Annotated in this window: 19 protein-coding genes and 1 pseudogene; 11 read left to right on the top strand and 9 right to left on the bottom strand. The window is 56.4% G+C overall.

Annotated features, from left to right (window positions below; translation table 11 throughout):
* Positions 1-618: 618 nt before the first annotated feature.
* The 4 genes from O8B93_RS25550 (at position 619) to O8B93_RS25565 (ending at position 2,123) form a co-directional block, all read left to right on the top strand.
* Positions 619-909 carry a toxin-antitoxin system TumE family protein gene (locus O8B93_RS25550; protein WP_269712654.1) on the top strand — a complete coding sequence of 97 codons (291 nt, stop codon included), beginning with the start codon at positions 619-621 and terminating at the stop codon, positions 907-909.
* Positions 906-1,274: an HVO_A0114 family putative DNA-binding protein gene (locus O8B93_RS25555; protein ID WP_269712656.1), complete on the top strand. Its 369-nt coding sequence runs from the start codon at positions 906-908 to the stop codon at positions 1,272-1,274. The genes O8B93_RS25550 and O8B93_RS25555 overlap by 4 nt, the downstream gene beginning before the upstream one ends.
* A 257-nt stretch (positions 1,275-1,531) precedes the next feature.
* Positions 1,532-1,837: a type II toxin-antitoxin system RelE/ParE family toxin gene (locus tag O8B93_RS25560; RefSeq protein ID WP_003518908.1), complete on the top strand. Its 306-nt coding sequence runs from the start codon at positions 1,532-1,534 to the stop codon at positions 1,835-1,837.
* Entirely contained in the window at positions 1,830-2,123 is a 294-nt protein-coding gene (locus tag O8B93_RS25565; RefSeq protein WP_269712659.1) for an addiction module antidote protein, read from the top strand. The genes O8B93_RS25560 and O8B93_RS25565 overlap by 8 nt, the downstream gene beginning before the upstream one ends.
* A gap of 378 nt (positions 2,124-2,501) precedes the next feature.
* On the opposite strand, the gene O8B93_RS25575 is transcribed toward O8B93_RS25565, so the two are convergent.
* A complete protein-coding gene (locus O8B93_RS25575; protein ID WP_405049094.1) occupies positions 2,502-2,879 on the bottom strand; it encodes a hypothetical protein in 378 nt (125 codons plus the stop codon).
* Between the two features lie 596 nt (positions 2,880-3,475).
* Complete coding sequence (locus tag O8B93_RS25580; protein ID WP_269712662.1) at positions 3,476-4,204, bottom strand: hypothetical protein; 729 nt, start codon at positions 4,202-4,204, stop codon at positions 3,476-3,478.
* A 313-nt stretch (positions 4,205-4,517) separates the two neighbouring features.
* On the opposite strand from O8B93_RS25580, the gene O8B93_RS25585 reads away from it, so the two are divergent.
* The 3 genes from O8B93_RS25585 to O8B93_RS25595 all read left to right on the top strand — a co-directional run bounded on the left by O8B93_RS25585 (position 4,518) and on the right by O8B93_RS25595 (position 6,456).
* A complete protein-coding gene (locus O8B93_RS25585) occupies positions 4,518-5,117 on the top strand; it encodes a DUF7674 family protein (RefSeq protein WP_473774534.1) in 600 nt (199 codons plus the stop codon).
* Positions 5,118-5,190: 73 nt separating this feature from the next.
* Complete coding sequence (locus O8B93_RS25590; protein ID WP_269712664.1) at positions 5,191-5,370, top strand: hypothetical protein; 180 nt, start codon at positions 5,191-5,193, stop codon at positions 5,368-5,370.
* Positions 5,371-5,484: 114 nt separating this feature from the next.
* Positions 5,485-6,456: a recombinase family protein gene (locus O8B93_RS25595; RefSeq protein WP_269712665.1), complete on the top strand. Its 972-nt coding sequence runs from the start codon at positions 5,485-5,487 to the stop codon at positions 6,454-6,456.
* Here the strand turns inward: O8B93_RS25595 and tnpC are convergent.
* From tnpC to O8B93_RS25625, 6 genes are all read right to left on the bottom strand, one after another.
* Positions 6,395-7,930 carry an IS66 family transposase gene (tnpC, locus tag O8B93_RS25600; protein ID WP_269712666.1) on the bottom strand — a complete coding sequence of 512 codons (1,536 nt, stop codon included), beginning with the start codon at positions 7,928-7,930 and terminating at the stop codon, positions 6,395-6,397. The genes O8B93_RS25595 and tnpC overlap by 62 nt on opposite strands.
* A gap of 68 nt (positions 7,931-7,998) precedes the next feature.
* Positions 7,999-8,352, bottom strand: coding sequence for an IS66 family insertion sequence element accessory protein TnpB (gene tnpB / locus O8B93_RS25605; protein WP_269712668.1), 354 nt, complete (start codon positions 8,350-8,352; stop codon positions 7,999-8,001).
* A complete protein-coding gene (gene tnpA, locus O8B93_RS25610; protein WP_269712669.1) occupies positions 8,349-8,735 on the bottom strand; it encodes an IS66-like element accessory protein TnpA in 387 nt (128 codons plus the stop codon). Before tnpA ends, tnpB begins: the two co-directional genes overlap by 4 nt.
* A gap of 103 nt (positions 8,736-8,838) precedes the next feature.
* Positions 8,839-9,318 (bottom strand): hypothetical protein, encoded by a 480-nt coding sequence (locus O8B93_RS25615; protein ID WP_269712671.1) that lies wholly within the window; start codon positions 9,316-9,318, stop codon positions 8,839-8,841.
* Positions 9,319-9,337: 19 nt separating this feature from the next.
* Complete coding sequence (locus O8B93_RS25620; RefSeq protein WP_269712770.1) at positions 9,338-10,615, bottom strand: trypsin-like peptidase domain-containing protein; 1,278 nt, start codon at positions 10,613-10,615, stop codon at positions 9,338-9,340.
* A gap of 377 nt (positions 10,616-10,992) precedes the next feature.
* On the bottom strand, positions 10,993-11,277 hold the full coding sequence (locus O8B93_RS25625; RefSeq protein ID WP_269712673.1) for a mobilization protein: 285 nt from the start codon (positions 11,275-11,277) through the stop codon (positions 10,993-10,995).
* A 265-nt stretch (positions 11,278-11,542) separates the two neighbouring features.
* On the opposite strand from O8B93_RS25625, the gene traA reads away from it, so the two are divergent.
* From traA to O8B93_RS25640, 3 genes are all read left to right on the top strand, one after another.
* A complete protein-coding gene (gene traA / locus O8B93_RS25630; RefSeq protein ID WP_269712676.1) occupies positions 11,543-14,797 on the top strand; it encodes a Ti-type conjugative transfer relaxase TraA in 3,255 nt (1,084 codons plus the stop codon).
* Positions 14,798-14,933: 136 nt separating this feature from the next.
* The gene (locus O8B93_RS25635; protein WP_060724498.1) at positions 14,934-15,323 is read left to right on the top strand and encodes an antitoxin Xre-like helix-turn-helix domain-containing protein; all 390 of its coding nucleotides are present in this window, start codon (positions 14,934-14,936) and stop codon (positions 15,321-15,323) included.
* Positions 15,320-16,012, top strand: coding sequence for an RES family NAD+ phosphorylase (locus O8B93_RS25640; protein WP_269712680.1), 693 nt, complete (start codon positions 15,320-15,322; stop codon positions 16,010-16,012). The genes O8B93_RS25635 and O8B93_RS25640 overlap by 4 nt, the downstream gene beginning before the upstream one ends.
* A 180-nt stretch (positions 16,013-16,192) precedes the next feature.
* Here O8B93_RS25640 and O8B93_RS25645 read toward each other — a convergent pair.
* Positions 16,193-16,642: pseudogene (locus O8B93_RS25645) on the bottom strand (DUF4372 domain-containing protein); the annotation flags it as partial.
* A gap of 153 nt (positions 16,643-16,795) precedes the next feature.
* On the opposite strand from O8B93_RS25645, the gene O8B93_RS25650 reads away from it, so the two are divergent.
* The gene (locus O8B93_RS25650) at positions 16,796-17,074 is read left to right on the top strand and encodes a hypothetical protein (protein ID WP_269712682.1); all 279 of its coding nucleotides are present in this window, start codon (positions 16,796-16,798) and stop codon (positions 17,072-17,074) included.
* Positions 17,075-17,546: the final 472 nt, after the last annotated feature.

Genomic DNA, 17,546 nt, shown 5'->3' on the forward strand with positions numbered 1-17,546 from the left:
GATGAAAATTGATGGCGACCGATCATAATAACAATATCATGATATTGTTATTATGATCGGTCGCCATCAATTTTCATCGCCCTTGATGAAAATTGATGGCGACCGATCATAATAACAATATCATGATATTGTTATTATGATCGGTCGCCATCAATTTTCATCGCCCTTTTCGGTCCACTTCATAATCAGACTCCCTCTCTGCTTCACCAATAAATAATTTATCCTTCATGCAAAACCTATATAAACCACTTGATTTCAGGCGGTTTAAATTGCCTGCCCGTATAACAAGCAAAATCCGCCAATCAAACCTGCTTTCCACGCGGCAATGGTCTACTTACATAATTTATATGTTTCAGCACCATTCTTACATAAATTATATGTTTACGAGCAACGCACTCCCCTGCCTCAAGCCAATAGCGCGCCGCGATCATTCACTTAAGTCAATGCCGGTAATTTATTCCGCATACTAAGTATAAAAATAATAATATATGTATTTAAAGCGGATAAATCGGTAAAATATTCCAAGCATAAACATCCCTGTAACCTACCGCCAAATCAACCCTCAAAGCTGCGTTGGCATCCTTGACAACAGAATGTTGTGATGGCATAAACGACAACATGATCGCCGCGATACTTGTCGAACGTTCGAAAACTGTTTTGCCTGATGGTGCGATTGTCGAGATCGTCGTGTGGAAGGTGCCAGAACCCGTTCCCGGTAGCACGCACCTGTTCAAGTATCGACTGTTTTTTGGCAAGGACGGTCGGCGTATCGTCGGTTTCGACAATGAACGCGGCAAAGGCGATCATTGTCATCTTGACGGCGACGAGCATCCTTACATGTTCACAACGACCGATGCCCTCCTGTCCGACTTTCGGAAGGAGATAATCAAGAGGAGGAAGAAGCCATGAGAGAAGCCTTGATTCAAATCAGAGCAGACAGCGAAGCTGCCCTCGATGAGGCTTTTGACAGGGCAACGAACGCGATGCGTTCAGGTAATCCCTCAGAACCCGTGGCAGTCTTCACCTTTTCGTCGCCCGCACAGCTTTTTTCTGTCATCACCCCCAAAAGGTGGGAATTGATTGAACATCTTCAGAAGATCGGTCCATCGAGCATACGCGGACTTGCCCGATCCGTCGAACGTGACGTCAAGCGTGTCCACGAGGACGTGTCCGCATTGTCGGACTGGGGTATATTCGAACAAACCGAAGACGGAAAGGTTCACGTACCCTACGACGTCATCCACGCGAATTTCGACCTCAGAGCGGCAGCCTGATCTGGGACGACTCACCAATCCCCTTACGACCTTCGGTCCATCGCGGGAAGCCTCCCGGCTCCACAGGTAAGGGTAGCGGATTAAAAATGCGGTCTCGATCTCATCGAAACCGCTCACCGGACCATCTCTTCCGTTTCCGCATAAGCACCTGCCTGCTACGTTCGAGGCGGACAAGCATGGCCAGCTACGCTTTTTTTAAGGTCATCAATTCTCCCCCAACCTTGCTATAGTGTAGTTTATAGACTACGGTATATCCCATGATCGAGCTAAAGCAGACGGCGGTTTTCGCCAAATGGGAAACCCGTCTAAGGGACAAACGAGCGAGGACTATCATTGCGGCGCGATTGATGCGGCTGGCTGAAGGCTTGCCGGGAGACGTCGAGCCGGTTGGGGAAGGCGTCAGTGAATTGCGAATACACTATGGCCCCGGCTATCGCGTCTACTTTCAGAGACGGGGCAATGTTCTCATCGTGCTTTTATGCGGTGGCGACAAAGGATCGCAAGCCCGTGATATTGCCGCCGCGCATAAACTCGCCAAGGAATGGAGCGAAAAAGATGACTGAAAAACTGACCACCTATGATCCTGCTGCCGCTTTGGTCGACGATGAAGAAATCGCCGCGTTCATGGCCGACGCCTTCGAAACCGGCGATGCTGCCTATGTTGCAAAGGCGCTCGGCGTCGTCGCGCGTGCTAAAGGGATGACCGAAATCTCGCGCAAAACAGGCCTGTCTCGCGAACAGCTTTATCGATCGTTCAGCGAGCGCGGTAACCCAACGCTCAAAACGACGTTGGCCGTTATGAGAGCACTCGGTGTTGATGTGACCGCCAAGACCCATTCCGCGCAATAATACGGTGGTCCGCATATGTGCGGCAGAAACACGCTATGACAAAGCATCCGCTCGCCTAATCCTTCCGCATCGAACGGCAGGACCAGGCGCGAGGGGATCTCCTTGGAACCTCACCCCTCATCGACACGACGGCGGTCCCAGGTTGGACAATGCAGTCGCCTGAAGCGAATGACCGCTGCGGTCTCGATCTTATCGAAACCGCTCACCGAACCATCTCTTCAGTTTCCGCATAAGCGTCGACTGCCGCCTCAAATTCGTCCAGCAAAGCGTCAGACATATTATCAATAGTGCCAACCGTACGTAGATCAGACTGCCGCATCAAGCGTTCCTAATCTTTAATATTACGAAGGACCAGACGAGGCTTGTTGCACACCTCTATCACGACTTCATGTTGAGCAACTCAGGAAAATCGTAGTACCGCAGCCGCTTGTCGCGGCAGCGGTAGTCATTTTTTGAGAGGCTCACCATCTTGTTCTGTTTTAAGGCAACGCCGATATAGGACCAATTCGGGTTGGCACGTTCCGCCGTCCGCGTGCAATAAGCGTAGATCTGCTTTTCAGGATCGAGCAACACTACGCTCGAAATCCCGGCTTTCGTGAAATCCCCAGCTTGGATGGTCCCGCGCACAGCGCCCACATATTCGCGTTTAATCGATCTGACCGGAGGACGCTGCGAATCCAAGACAGATTGTGGCGTCGGAGGTTGGCAGCCAGCCAGTGTCATCGCGGCGGCACAGAGAAGTAGAGTCGTCCTCACTCAGTTCAGTCCCCAAAAGGCAAGGCACAAGAAGCGCAATATATCCTACAAATATTACGAGATCCGCAATGCACGGCCATTCATAGCCGATGCCGCTATGCAGAGATCCCGGGCTTCCCCGAACCTAACCAAAGCTGCTGCGTCCGCATTCTTCAAGACTACTATCATCGATCGGTATGTTGCGCTGGCTGATCGTCACGGGATGGCGAGTGCCTCGACGCCGAGAAGCCAGCGCCCTCTTGCGTCTCACACTGGCCTGGATGTGCCCGTACAAGCCCGTTTCATAATCGCTTTCGATGCGGTCAGCGCATACGAGAGGCTTCAAGTTAGTCAAGCGGAACATCCAAACTGCAAGAATGAATGGAGATACCTGTGCGACGCGGTTCTTATTCTTGTCATCTAACATTATAGATCATAACTAATGTGTCGCGGAAGGTGGGGACATGCCCCTCGGCAGCGATGATCCAACTGACCGGTCGCCACTTTCCGCTTTCAAGCCTTTTCGCGATCCAAAGGTTTCTCTGCCATTTGCGTGCGATATCACGATCGTAAGAAGACCAACATCACTGCCAAGCCCTGCCCGCATTTTACCGCCTCTACCGCTTCCTGGGCTGCAACCAGCGAATACGTGACTGCGGATCAATGACAGACCACTGCGGCTCAATAAGCTCGCGCAGCATGCAGCGCAGATATGGCCAGGGGGCTTCCGCCTTGCGCAGGTCCGGATCGTAATTCACCAACATGTAATGGAGCTTGGCGGCAATGTCGTGGATGTGATGGGGCTGAAGCGAAATCAGGATACGCCCGGCAATTCCCTCAAACTGGGCAATCTCCTGCGCCTTCGAAAGGCTCGCGCTGTATCCTATTCGGAGATCAGCCGCATTCCAGGCCTGCCTTTGCCTGCGCAACTCGATGCGCGCGCTGGCAGCAACCTCGGCGCCGATACGCGGCGCCAGCTCCCTGATCTCCTTGAATGAGGAGACAGTGCGAGACGATGATGCATCACTGTCAGTTTCGATGACGACGCAAGGGCGACCGCCGGTTTCTTTCAGCAGTCTCGCTTCAAGATCACGGCTTTCACGCTCGGCGACAAGACGATGCTGATAACGGTCAAACCAGCGCGGCCAGAGCTCCTTGATATGGAACGGTCCGGCGACCGTCCGTGACGGAACTTCGTCAAGCAACATCGGCAGGATACGGGCCGCCGCCGGAAGAAGATTGCGCCTGTTAATCACCTCCGGTGGAATCTCGGCCCGGTCTTCGTCCGGAAATTCACTGACGCATGAAATTTTAGATAAAGTTCTGCTACTCTCAGAATCAGCCATGATCCAAGCTCCAACTAGCTAGATTGTGGTCAGGCTGGAGGGCATGGGCAAACACGCCTTCCAGCTACTTTCAGGTCACACAATAAACGTCCCCGTTTACCCTGTCAATAAACAGGGACGTTTATGTCGAGGGTTTTACTTTCGGTTATTAAAGGGGGCTAGTGCTGCAGTCGAATGGGACGTCCGCCACTTAAATTTCAGGAAACAAAGATTCGTATCTCATCGGAAATGAGGGCTAGGATTCAGGCGTTGGTCGGTAACTATAGGATCTCGGCGTTCATCCGCGAGGCGATAGAACACGAGCTTGATCGTCGTGAGAAAATTAGATCGAAACCAGAAAAGTCCCAAGAAGGGAAGTGACCACTTTGCCAACGCAGTTGGAAAGAAAGAGCTGATCAGCCGGCCGAACGGTCTAGAGCGTAAACTCATTAATCAGCTTGTCAGATCAAGCCTAGCTACACGGGCATCAGAAGATGCAAAAAGGGTTATGTCCGAGAACAACGTCAACGCGCTTTCGTTCGAGTTCGATCGCTCGAATATGTTTGAGCCGCTTTTGCAGGCTGACCCGTCGTTTCGTGGAAAGTGGGAGATATTCCAGGAGGAGTATCGATCCGAGGAGGAGTTGCCGCATTACTTGGCATTGTCAGAGCTTGCTCGTCATCTGATTCAGGATTTGGCGACAGGTAACACGCATCGATTTGATGCGGTCTTTGATGTTGTCGAACGCTGGCACATCACCGGCGACCCGTATGTTAAAGAAGCGGCTACAGTAGGTCTTCTCGAAGATTTGCAGAATGGAGATTTGCATCACAAAACTCGCCCTGACGATTTTCTTCCATGGCTGCGGCCGGAAACGTTGGAATGGTGGACTAAGGTCCACGAATTCTGGGCTACAGGAAAACTGATAATTTGAAGTCCTTCCTCAGAAGTTGGGTTACGATAAGGGCATGTTTTTGATTCCTGAGGCTTTGATTTGGAGGCCTCGCATGCCCCGTCACCAGTTCGACCTGACTAATTTCGAATGGAGCATCATACAGTCGTTGTTACCGAACACCCTTACCGCCGCTGCAGGGAGTGTTGGTGGCATGCACCACGGAAACGCCAAACAGGACGATTGCAACAGCAAGAAACGCCATGCGCGTGCCATCGGGCAGCGTCAGGCGTAAGCGCAGCCCTGTTCACACCTTGACCGAATTTTTGGAAAACTGCAGAGGTCGACAAATACTTGAGCACATCGGCGTCGTGTTAGCTTGACCTGCCATTGTTATCGGGAGGCCAATATGTGCAAGAGAGTGGTCATTTACGCGCGGTATTCAACAGATCAACAGAACCCAGCTTCAATCGAAACCCAGCTTGATCTGGGGGCTTCATTTGTTGCGGAGCGCGGTTGGAAGCTGAGCGGGACATATGTTGATGCTGGCGTTAGCGGCGCTAGTTTCGAAACACGGCCGGGCCTTCAGGCTGCGCTGAGTGGGGCGCGAGTGGGTGCCTACGATGTCCTACTTTGCCTTACACTTGATCGGCTGTCGCGAGACCTAGAACACAGTGCAAAAGTGTTGAAGCTGCTCCAGTTCCACGACATTGAACTTTGGACGGTGCACGGTGGTTCTCAAGTGTCAGCTATGGAACTTGGCCTGAGGGCGGTCCTGAATAGCGAGATGCTAGAGCAGGTTCGATATCGAACCAGGGAAGGCATGAAGACTGTTGCGAAGACGGGCCGAGTTCCCGGCGGCATTTGTTACGGCTATTCGATTAAAAAGATGATTGGAGCGGACGGCGAACCGATCCGTGGCCTGAGGGATATCATTGCCGCCAAAGCGGCCGTGATTGTGTGGATATTTAAGCAATACGTAAAAGGCCTAAGTCCTGACGCCATCGCAGAAATCCTCAATGAGCAGGGTATACCAGGCCCTCGCGGGCAGGCTTGGAGAGGAACGGCGATCCGGGGACACCGGCGAAGAGGTAGCGGAATTCTAAATAATCAGATGTACATCGGTCGCTTGGTGTTCAACAGACTCGTATACCGAAAGAACCCAGTGAGCGAACGCCGGGTGTCTCGGCTCAACTCGCCGGAGCTACATATCATTCAGGAGGTTCCGACGCTTCGCATTGTCTCGGACGCACTCTGGAAAAAAGTAAAACGCAGACAAGCTTTACCTCGCCAACGGAAAACAACCTTGGGCCGACCGTCTAACCCACCCGGTAGTTCCAAGGCAGGAGATGCGCGATTTGGCTCTGCTTATGGCCATTAACGAGGGCCGTTAGCGTGCTTCTCAGATAGCCAAATGGATCGACGGCGTTGAGCTTGCAGGTCTCGACGAGCGATGCGATGGCCGCCCAATTCTCCGCTCCAGAATCATGACCGGCGAAGAGAGCGTTCTTTCGGTTTAGCGCTATTGGCCTGATGGTTCGCTCAACGGTATTGTTGTCGATCTCGATGCGGCCATCGGTCAGGAAGAAACAAAGGCCATCCCAGTATTTGGCGATATAGGCCAGAGCTTCGCCGAGCGGCGATTTGCCAGCGACGTGGGCGCGATGATGCGTCAGCCAAGTTCGTATGTCCGCAATCAATGGCGCTGATCGTTCCCGCCGCCCAGCCAATCGAGCATCGGCGGGAAGACCACGCAGCTCCGCCTCTATCCTATAAAGTTCACCGATCCGTTTGACGCCATCCTCGGCTATTGGTGCAGCGCCGCTGCGCGTGATCTCGACCAGCTTGCGCCGGGCATGGGCCCAGCAGTAGGCAAGCTGGATGTCGGGACCGACACGATCCGGTGCGATCAGGCGATTATATCCGGCGTAGCCATCCACCTGTAGGATGCCTGTGAACCCTTGCAATATCCGCTCTGCATGTAGGCCCCCGCGACCTGGTGCATAGGTAAAGGCTACCCCTGGCGGCGCACCGCCACCCCACGGTCGCTCATCGCGGGCCAAGGCCCAAAAGTATCCGGTCTTGGTCTTGCGGGAGCCAGGATCGAGGACTGGCGCACGAGTCTCGTCCATGAACAGCTTCGTTGACCGCTTCAGGTCGGCGATGAGAGCGTCGAAGACCGGGCGGAGTTCGAATGCTCCCCGGCCAACCCAGTCGGCAAGAGTGGATCGATCAAGATCGATGCCCTGTCGGCTCATGATCTGAGCCTGCCGATAGAGCGGCAGGTGATCGGCATATTTGGACACCAACACATGCGCGATGGTCGCCTCGGTCGGCAATCCAGCGTGGATCAATCGTGCAGGCGCTGGAGCCTGGGAAACTCCATCGGTGCAGGCACGGCAGGCATATTTGGGACGACGAGTGACGATGACGCGGAACTGCGACGGGATGATATCGAGTCGTTCGGACACTTCCTCTCCGATGCAATGCAAGCCGCAGCCACAGTTGCAGATCAGGCTTTCCGGTTCGACGATCACTTCGACACGAGGAAGGTGAGCGGGAAGAGAGCCACGATTGGCTGCCCGTGATTTGGGCTGCGGTTTACCCGGAGCGATGTCCGCCTCGTCCTCGGCATGCACGGCCGCCATGGCTGTTTCCAGGTCTTCCAGTGCGAGATCGAATTGCTCGGGATCGGACTTCTCGGATTTGCGGCCAAAGGCGGCTTGTTTGAAAGCGGCGACCAGCTTCTCCAGCCGCTCGATCCGATCATCCTTGCGGACTTCACGAAGCTGCGACGCGACCAGCATCGCCTTCAGGGCAGCAATATCGTCTGGAAGATCGACCACATCCAACATTCTGGAAGTCTATCAAATTGGCCGTCATCTCGCTGCCGGAATTTGCGAACCGAGTCATCGTGCCGCACCTACTCGATTGCTCTCGGCGCTCTTGTCTCTACGGAGCGGACCCGCCGCCAGTCGAGCCCCGCAAATAGCGCCTCGAACTGGGCATGGCCCAAGGTCATCAGGCCGTCCCGAATGTCTGGCCAAGTGAACGTGTGCTCCTCCAGCCGTTTGTAGGCCATCACCAAGCCGCTGCCATCCCAGTAGATCAGCTTCAATCGGTCCGCCGTGCGTGATCGGAATACGAAGACCGTTCCCGTGAACGGGTCCTTGTGCAGTTCGTTTTTTACCAGCGCTGCCAATCCACCGTGACCCTTGCGGAAATCAACAGGCTTGGTCGCCACCATGATCCGAACCCGGTTCGAGGGAAAGATCATACCGGAACCGCGCAGGCACGCGCGACAGCGGCGATCCGGGAGGCGGACGCGCCTTCTTCCAACCGGATCGTGACAGCGCCGACGATGATCTCGGGACGGCTGGCTTTCTTGACGGGCGGCTCCGCAATGGCGGGATCGACGACAACCGCCGCGAACTCCACCGCCCCCTCGGGTGCTGGCAGAACCAGCTTGCCCTGCCGTGCCATCGTTCGCCAAGTCGAGAGGTGGTTTGGCTTCAGGCCGTGGCGTTCTGCAACTTCATTCACCAACACTCCGGGCCGAAGGCTCTCCGAAACGATCTGGGCCTTCACCTCGTCCGGCCAGTGCCGCTGTGGCTCACGCCCAGACTTCCTGGCCGTGAGAAACTCCAATGTAGTCTCCATGGAGAAACTCCCGTTGCTCTTCCATGGATAGGCGATCACAGATCAGGTGGGCGAGGACAATGTGGGATTGGAACAGCGGTTACCGTCAGGCTCCGTCCGTGTCTCATTTCGCGAGACCGGGGCAAAGCTGCTGGAAAATCGTGAGTGCAACGTCATATCCGGACGCAGACGACCCGTCGAGAATCTCTCCGGACCTCAGGTCACGGACAGCGTATTGAGCAGGCCCGTCGGCCGGACCTGTTACCCCTTCAAACGCATATGAACGACCATACACGTCAGTCCATGTGCCTTTGCGACAATTCCCCGTCACGCGGTCTGCCACCCTAACCTCGGCAAGAGTGCGTCTCACGCAGGCGCTGGAATGATCCAGCACATATTCGACACAATACGCCCTGGCATCATTTGGCGTGTGCCTGACCCTGATCACTGCATTCGCCGTCCCTATCCCCTTCTTCGAAATCGTCGTCAGGTGCATGCCTGCCCGCGACCCGTAATAGATCGAATGGTCATCTGTAGCGAACGCAGACTGGACACCGGCAAAGACAACGGCGGCTGCCAGGCAGATCGAAAGTTTCAGGATCATGGCCTTCCTCTCAATGCTCTCAGTTGCAGCAGACCTTGCGGACGTAGGTGTTGCCAAAGGTTACGAGGGAATCTTTCGCAATGAGGCCGTGCCCCTTGAGAGCATTCGAGAGTTCCTTCGCTTCCTGCTCGCCGTAGACGTCAGGCAACGTGACGGCGATCCAGCCGTTCGCGGCTAGGTGAGCCGCCAAAGGCACGGACGAGCCTTTGATAAAGGAACGGGCATCATCAAGCGTCCTGAAAGACTTCACCTGCACGAACCGTCCTTCGCCATCCGGCTCTTCGAACTGGCTCACCCGCACCCAGGAGTAATGCATATAGCCGCTGGATCCTGCCGTGTTCACACGATACCAATCACCGGAAACCTGCAGGATCGAAACGGAACTTCCATTGGCAACCTGTCCAATCGTTCTGGCATCACCCTCAGGTGCCAGTTTGACCGGCGCCACTCCTTTGGGGTGACGGACGAAGCCGCTTTCTGCGAGCGGGATTTCCAGCGACGGCGCGTCCCTCGCAGCGCTGTCTGCCGGCAGGCTGGCTGCGCTCGGGCGAGGCTGGACAGGCGGGCTGTCGGGGACTGTCGCGACCCTCACCCCGGCTTTGGAGTGGCACAGAATCTGGACCACCGATGGTGTGACACGATCGGCCAGATCGGCTGTGGAAAGAGCGCCACCGCTTTCGGTCGCATCAGCAGTCTGGTTGACCAGGCTCTGGGACTGCATGAACAGTTCAGCAACGGAAGCACGGATGGCAAAGTTGACGTTCTGGGCCGTAATGCCGATCTCATCGGCCGTCTTTTTGGAGAGCGTCGCGCTGGTGATACCGAGGAGATATCCGTTGCGATCGATCACCGGTCCACCGGAGTTTCCAGGCTGGATCGGCGTAGAGATCTGAATATATCTGGTATCGTTTCTGATCCCTGCAAGCGCGTTCACATTGCCTGTGGTGACCTTCACGGAATCCGCCAGAAGCGTGGCGAGCGGGAAGCCGACTGCGACGATATCCTCACCAAGCCTCGTTGGCGATTTTCGAAAGGCTATCGGCTTTAATGGTTCGGCGACTGCAATCTTCACAACCGCCAGATCGTTGATCTCATCGATGCGGGGATCAGAGGCATCGCCTTTTCCCTTTATTTCGATCTTGCCACAATCCTGCACGACATGCGCGTTCGTCAGGATCCAGCCATCGGCGGTCACCGCAAATCCCGTCCCTGAAGACAGAACCTCATCGGCAAAAGAGTGCGACGCAATGACCGCGGCAAGACCGGCGGCAATGAAAAAACGAGAGCCAGAAAACATATCAATCCCCAGATAGCCCGACGGTAAACGCACCAGGGCTCTGGTTGCAACCTGATATTGCACGATTGATTAATGCGTCACGTTTCACAATCCCACAAGGACAGGACCAGCTCGCCAGACGTCGAGCGGTGACTGCCATGTTGCCCTGGGTCCCGCTCCCCGTTTTTATCCTTCACGAGACCCTCTGAGCGCCTGCGAAAACACCGTGCCAGGCCATCGACTGGACCCACACGCCCGGCATCCTGGTCCCGCCCTCGTCCGCGTGCCCGCCCTCCGGCCCAACGCCCCCGAAACCATCCCTTCAAACCATCTCTTCAGGGGCAACGGAAATTTCCGTCCGCATATCCATTGCTACGGTTATCGTCGATGCCCGGACACTACCCGCCGGTCCTTTCGCTCAGGTCGAGCAGATCGGCAAACAGGGCCCGATCAGCGTCCCGGCCGAGGCAGACCGAAAACTCCCGTTCAAGCCATGTCTTCAGATCATTTTGACCAGGCGTTTCGACAGCTCCGTTGTTTCGCTCCAGTTGCTCCAGCACAAATGCGCCAAGCAAAATCTTGCGCCGGGTTGCCTTTGCCCGTTCCTGTTTGTCCAGTCGCGATTGCAGGGCCCGCTCCTGTTCTTCCAGTTCCCGAATGCGCCGGGCTATCGGCTTTCGCATCGCCGGTCTCCTTTTCCCGCTTGATGGCATCAAGTCATTCAAAGCTGCATCCGGCGCTTCGGCTACTGACACTTGTGTCAGTGGAATTGCGACCACCCCTGCTGCTAGCCATGCGTCGATGAAAGCAACAAGGGCGCACTTACGAGTTGGCGCCGGATTGACGGGAAAACCGCCCCTTGCGGGAAGTCGGATGACAGGCCGGACGCAGCTGTCTCGACCCTGATCTTCCAGCCTTCTGCCGGCGTGGCTTTTTCGGGAGACAGGCATGGCGATCTACCATTGCAGTGTAAAACCGATCGGACGCAGCGCCGGCAAAAGCGCCGTCGCCGCCATCGCCTATCGCACCGCCAGCCGAATTATCAATGAACGCGACGGTCTCATCCATGACTTCACCGCCAAGCAGGGTGTGGTTCATGCGGAAATCATTCTGCCCGATGGCGTCGAAGCGCCCTGGGCGCTGGATCGGTCAGGGTTGTGGAATGCCGCAGAATTCGCCGAACGTCGCCGCGATGCCCGTGTCGCCCGCGAGTTCGAGATCGCCCTCCCGCATGAGCTGTCCGATAGCGAACGACTGTCGCTCACCCGTACTTTTGCCACCGATCTCGCCAGTCGCTTTGGCACCGCCGTCGACTTCGCCATTCATATGCCGCAAGGCAAAAGCGACGACCGCAATATTCATGCCCATGTGGTGATGACCACACGGGTGATTACGCCCTCAGGTTTCGCACAAAAGACGCTGATCGAGCGCGAGAACAGATGGCTGATCGATAATGGCCTGCCGACCTCGCAGATGCAGATGAAGGCGGTGCGCGAGGCCTTTGCCGATCTCGTCAACCGGCATCTCCTGCGCGCCGGTCTCGACCGCCGCGTCGACCACCGCTCGCATCTTTCCCGTGGTCTTGCCATAGAACCGACCGGCCATATGGGTGTGCATGCCTCGCAGATGAAAGAGCGTGGTGTCGATGTGTCCCGGTGCCGCATCGAGGATGACGCAGCACGACGAAACGCCGAGCTGATCCGCCGCCGTCCCGAACAGGTACTTGCTCTCATCACATCAGCTCAAAGCGTCTTTACCCGTCACGATATCGCCAAAACCCTCAGCCGCTACATCACCGATGCGGCCGCCTTCCACAATGCCCTTGCCGCCGTCATGGCGTCCCCGCAACTCGTCCTTTTGCAGCAGGAGCAGAGACAGGAACCGGCCCGTTATTCCACCCGGGAAATGATCGAACTCGAACAGCAGATGGTAAAAAGTGCCATCAGGATGGCGGCGCGATCGAGCCATCATGTCGAAACAACAAAGGTCACAAATGCAATCATCAGACAGAGCGAGGAACTGGCAGGGTCAGGTCTCAGTGACGAGCAGAAGAAAGCCGTGTTGCATGTCACCGGACCCGAACAAATATCGGCGGTGATCGGCTTTGCCGGGGCCGGCAAGTCGACGATGCTGGCGGCAGCAAGGCGGGCATGGGAAGCGGACGGTTATCGTGTTCATGGTGCGGCCCTTGCCGGCAAGGCGGCAGAAGGATTGTCCGTATCGTCAGGCATTGCCTCGCGTACCCTTGCCTCCTGGGAGCCTGGCTGGGAGAACGGAAAATCCATCCTCGGCCCAAAGGACATTTTTGTCATCGACGAGGCCGGCATGATCGGCAGCCACCAGCTCTGCCGCTTCGTCAGGCAAGTCGAGGCGCGTGGTGCCAAACTGGTGCTGGTCGGCGATCACGAGCAGTTGCAGGCGATCGGTGCGGGCTCGCCTTTCCGGGCGATCACCGAACAGATCGGCGCCATCGAACTGACAGAAATCCGTCGCCAGAAACAGGGCTGGCAACAACAGGCCTCGATCGCCTTTGCCACCCGTCGCACACATGAAGCTCTGGCCGATTACGCCAGGCAGAATGCCATCCGCTTTGCTAACGACCGCGCACAGGCATGTGCAGACCTCGTGCGTGACTATCTCGCCGACAGAGCGCAAAATCCCGATCACTCCCGCATTGCCCTTGCCCATCGTCGCATCGATATCCGCGCCATCAATGACGCCATCCGGAAAGGTCTTCAGTCCGAGGGTGTTTTGGCAAAAGGCAACGTTCAGTCCGTCACCGCGAACGCAGCATATGGCGTCAGGGACAGGGCCGGGCAAACAGATGGCGAGATCGTCTATCGGACCGTCAACGGCAGCCGTGCTTTTGCCGCCGGCGACCGCATCGTTCTGCTGCGGAACGATCGCGGGCTCGGCGTCAAAAACGGCATGCTGGGAACGGTGGAAGCCGTCGAGCCGGACGCACTACATTTGCGGCTCGACGGAAGTTCGGGCGGACAGAAAACCGGCCGCAGGCTGACTATCCACCCCAAAGATTACCAATCCTTTGATCATGGTTACGCCACCACCATTCACAAGGCGCAAGGGGCAACCGTCGACCGGGCCTTTGTCATGGCATCCGCCACCATGGACCGGCATCTGACCTATGTCGCCATGACCCGTCATCGCCATCAGGCAATGCTTTATGCCGGACGGGATGAGCTCAGGGATATGAAGGCGCTCACCGCCAGTCTCAGCCGCTCGGGGCTGAAAGAAACCACGCTCGACTATACCGACACCTTTGCCGAACGGCGCGGGCTGAAGGAGCAAAAGGGGGACGCGATCCAGCAGCAGCGGGTGCCAAGGCAATCGTCCTTGCAGCAAACGGCAGAAAGACAGAGGCAACGACAGGGCACAGACGCTGACCGCGTCGTAGACCTTGGTCTGCATCTTCACCATCAAACACTTGAGGTCGCTGCACCGCTCGTTCCCGCCATTACCCGCTACGAAAAATCCGTCGACCAGATCGCCCTTGAGAAGGCGAGACCAGAACTGGAAAGAAGCATGGAAGAGGTGCGCAGTGTCGCCATTCGTGTCTATCACGATACCTTCGCTGCCTGTGAAGCCATCAAACAACATGTCCTCGATCCCGACACCGATCCTGCCATTCTGGCAAGAGCCATCAGGGAGCGGCCAGACCAGTTCGGTGCCTTGCGCGGCAAATCGGGCATCCTTGGTGACAACAGGGAAAGAAAAGAGGTCCGGCACTACGCCCGATCAGTCGCATCGCTTGTCGAGAATACCGCCACAAGCTGGCAACGGCATCTGGAAAGCGAACACCGCTCGGAAACATGGCAGCGTGAGAAGCGGGATATCGTCGAAGTCCCCACCCTCACGCGGCGCAGCGAGGAAATCCTCAAACACCTCGACGGCCTGCCCCATGACGAAAAGCCAGAATTCCTCCGACAGATGGAAAACACAAGCGACGGCCTCCAGGCATTGCAGGAGGTCAAAACAATAACGCAAGCACTGACGAGGCGGTTCGGTACGACAGACCTGCGCAACGAGGGTCTGAACAAGCTTCGGGTCACGGCAGACGCAGATGTCTCTGTCGAACGGATCAGGCAGGTGGCCGGACTGGTCGAGCGGACACACCACGCCGAACTCGTCGAAAAGCAGAATCTTAGCCTCGGCCTGACGCAGCGGCGCGGGTTGCGGTTGTGAGAACCGTCACGCCCGCACGCGTAAAAGCAGGGGCCAACGAGAGAAGCACATCCTGTCCTCGCCATGCGCCATATCAGGCCATATGATCTTTACTTTCGGATCATATGGCCTATATTGAGCCTATCAGGAGGCCACTATGCAAATCGCCGTCAAGCCCCACAAACCCGCGGAACTCAATGCCGTCGCACTCAAGGCCTATGCCAAGGTCGCCGATGCATGGTCGCTGAGCCTCAGGGAAGCAGCGGGCCTCGCCGACATGTCGGAGAGCACATGGAAGCGCGCGCGCAAACCGGGGTTTACCGGCGAATTGACGAAGGACCAGTTGCTGCGCCTCAGTGCCGTGATCGGGATCTACAAGTCGCTCGAACTTTACTTCTCTGAGCAACTCTCCAGAAGCTGGTTCACGCGCCCGAACACGGGCCCGCTCTTCAGCGGTGCGCGGCCGGTCGACACCGCCATCGATGGCGGCCTCCCGCAAATTCTGGCGATCCGAACCTATCTCGACGCTCTGCGGGGCGGCGCATGAGGAAAACCGAACTGTCGGTTCGGGGACTGGTCCGCCTGCTGCCCGCGACCTACCACAAGCCGCCGGCGCTTCGCGGTCTAGTCGACAGCGACGAGGAACTGGAGGTTCTGGCCGAGATCGAGGGGTTGACCAGCGCCCGGTTGCTCGCCGAACGCGGCCGCAATCCGCATCTCGATCCGCGAGAGCTCGCCTGGCGGCGGCGCAACCGTGATCTCAGGATCTACGGCGACACGCACGTCAATGCCGCCTTCACCTATACGCGGACAGGTGGCAACCGCTTCAACTCCGAAGATCGCGGTGCCTGGTATTGCGCCTGGGACGTGATGGTATCGGTTGCGGAGGTCGCATGGCACAGAACCCGCGAGCTCCGTTTCACCGGATCGTTCCATGACAGCGCCCGTTATGTCGAACTGATCTCCGACTTCATCGGAGAATTCGACGACCTGACCGATGAACCCGAACACGCCGCGCTCAACCCGGACCCGGAGGTTGGCTATCTCGAGGGACAGGAACTGGCCGCCCGGTTGCGAAGAGATGGAAGCCGCGGCCTCATCTATCCCTCCGTCCGTGCGCCCGTCGGAAACTGCCTGGTTTGTTTCGATCCGGGGGCTGTCCAGAACGTCCGGCCCGGCGCGTCCTGGGATCTGAGCTGGCAAGGCACGCCGGACTATTCGATCGCCATCTCGTAGCAGCGACGAAGCACAGGTTTCCGCGAGATGGTCGACTGCCGGTTACGACGTCATCCACTCATCTTCGGCAATGAACCCACCAATCTGGCGTCTCCAGAGCCGTGCAAACATCCGTCCTGCTCGACCAGTTCGTCCGGTCGCCCCTCTTCGACAATCCGGCCATGATCCAGCACGATAATTGGCCTGTGCGTCATAAATGATATGGGCCTTGGCGCCACAGGCATTATGGGAGAAATGAGCCCAGTCGGCCCCCATGCCCGACAGCCTGATCCCGGTGGAATCGATGAGATGCACGGCTTCAGCCGCCTTCTGGCGCAGGCCGCGACAGGCGTTGGCGGCGAGGTGGGCGAACAGACCGGAAAACACTGCGCTGGATCTGCCTGTATTGGCGTCGGCCAAAGTGGAGCGGGACACCGGGCGGCTGCCGAGATGATAGAGACGAGCGCTGTGGCTGGAAAAGTTACCGACAATCTCACGCAGGCTGGTGGCGCCTGAGAATTGCGCATAAAGCAAGGCGATGAACTGATCCTTCGTGGACAGGCGGCGCATCCGGTGGTCTGACCGGTGCTCCTCCACAAGTCTATCGAAGACAGCCCATGGAACATGCTTCAAAAGCTGATGAAATGCCACGCCACATCATTGTCAGATACTGGACGAAAAAATCGACATTGCGTAGTTTTAAACAACAACTGCATCCATTGAAGCGATTTGGCACTTCGTCTCCCACGATTCAATTCAAACCCGGATAAGTCGCCGTTCAAACCGACCGCACAGGAGAAACGCTTGCTGATACTTGAGATCGTCATTTTTTCTGCGGCTCTGATCGCGGTGAGCCTTCTGGCTGTACAACAGATTGTCGCGCAGGTTCGGGAGTATAACTTCTACAAGAAAAACGGTGGCGATTTTTCTGTCGACAGCGAAATGGATCACGTCAGGCTCGACAGATCCATGCACTACAACGACCTCCGCCTCACGAACTGGCAGCGATTTTATCTCTTCCGCCCGGCCTGCATCGCGATGCTCGTCTTTGTTTGGGCTATGATGACAGTCTCTCTGCTTTAACTGAAGCGCCGGGCTTTTATGTCAGCTGAATGGCGAAAAAGTTTTCTTCTCCGAAGGAGTTGCTTCATTCAGAACAGACCACGCCGGTCCAACATATCAAAATCTGGTTCCAGACATTATCCGATCGTATAGTTCGGTGCCATCCTGAAAATGTTGTGCTTATGTTACCCTTGGTATCGCTCGCCGACCAGACTGGTTTCGGCAAGGGACCTGCAGCGCCTCACCAGTGCCAAGACATGCGATTTTGTTCGGCGAGCGCTGGGAGGGGAATAGTGATCTTAGTCATTCGGTTTAGGCTGAAGTTGAAATTCGACGTTCCTGCATATAGCGCTGCGATTGCGCGTAGTCATGCGGGCTATTCAAAGCCAACTCGCCGTTAAGCGGAAACAAATGCTTCTTCTGGCTCCGCAAATCTGCAAGATGCGCCCAAACGCTGAACTCGAGGTCCAAATCGTTGACCTTCGCGATCGCG

The sequence above is a fragment of the Martinezella rhizogenes genome, from assembly GCF_027460065.1.
Taxonomy (GTDB): Bacteria; Pseudomonadota; Alphaproteobacteria; order Rhizobiales; family Rhizobiaceae; genus Agrobacterium; species Agrobacterium rhizogenes_C.

Bases quoted from the DNA above. Each gene is read 5' to 3' on its own strand.
- O8B93_RS25550 (WP_269712654.1), top strand. From the start codon at position 619: ATGATCGCCGCGATACTTGTCGAACGTTCGAAAACTGTTTTGCCTGAT.
- O8B93_RS25555 (WP_269712656.1), top strand. From the start codon at position 906: ATGAGAGAAGCCTTGATTCAAATCAGAGCAGACAGCGAAGCTGCCCTC.
- O8B93_RS25560 (WP_003518908.1), top strand. From the start codon at position 1,532: ATGATCGAGCTAAAGCAGACGGCGGTTTTCGCCAAATGGGAAACCCGT.
- O8B93_RS25565 (WP_269712659.1), top strand. From the start codon at position 1,830: ATGACTGAAAAACTGACCACCTATGATCCTGCTGCCGCTTTGGTCGAC.
- O8B93_RS25580 (WP_269712662.1), bottom strand. From the start codon at position 4,204: ATGGCTGATTCTGAGAGTAGCAGAACTTTATCTAAAATTTCATGCGTC.
- O8B93_RS25590 (WP_269712664.1), top strand. From the start codon at position 5,191: ATGCCCCGTCACCAGTTCGACCTGACTAATTTCGAATGGAGCATCATA.
- O8B93_RS25595 (WP_269712665.1), top strand. From the start codon at position 5,485: ATGTGCAAGAGAGTGGTCATTTACGCGCGGTATTCAACAGATCAACAG.
- tnpC (WP_269712666.1), bottom strand. From the start codon at position 7,930: ATGTTGGATGTGGTCGATCTTCCAGACGATATTGCTGCCCTGAAGGCG.
- tnpB (WP_269712668.1), bottom strand. From the start codon at position 8,352: ATGATCTTTCCCTCGAACCGGGTTCGGATCATGGTGGCGACCAAGCCT.
- tnpA (WP_269712669.1), bottom strand. From the start codon at position 8,735: ATGGAGACTACATTGGAGTTTCTCACGGCCAGGAAGTCTGGGCGTGAG.
- O8B93_RS25615 (WP_269712671.1), bottom strand. From the start codon at position 9,318: ATGATCCTGAAACTTTCGATCTGCCTGGCAGCCGCCGTTGTCTTTGCC.
- O8B93_RS25620 (WP_269712770.1), bottom strand. From the start codon at position 10,615: ATGTTTTCTGGCTCTCGTTTTTTCATTGCCGCCGGTCTTGCCGCGGTC.
- O8B93_RS25625 (WP_269712673.1), bottom strand. From the start codon at position 11,277: ATGCGAAAGCCGATAGCCCGGCGCATTCGGGAACTGGAAGAACAGGAG.
- traA (WP_269712676.1), top strand. From the start codon at position 11,543: ATGGCGATCTACCATTGCAGTGTAAAACCGATCGGACGCAGCGCCGGC.
- O8B93_RS25635 (WP_060724498.1), top strand. From the start codon at position 14,934: ATGCAAATCGCCGTCAAGCCCCACAAACCCGCGGAACTCAATGCCGTC.
- O8B93_RS25640 (WP_269712680.1), top strand. From the start codon at position 15,320: ATGAGGAAAACCGAACTGTCGGTTCGGGGACTGGTCCGCCTGCTGCCC.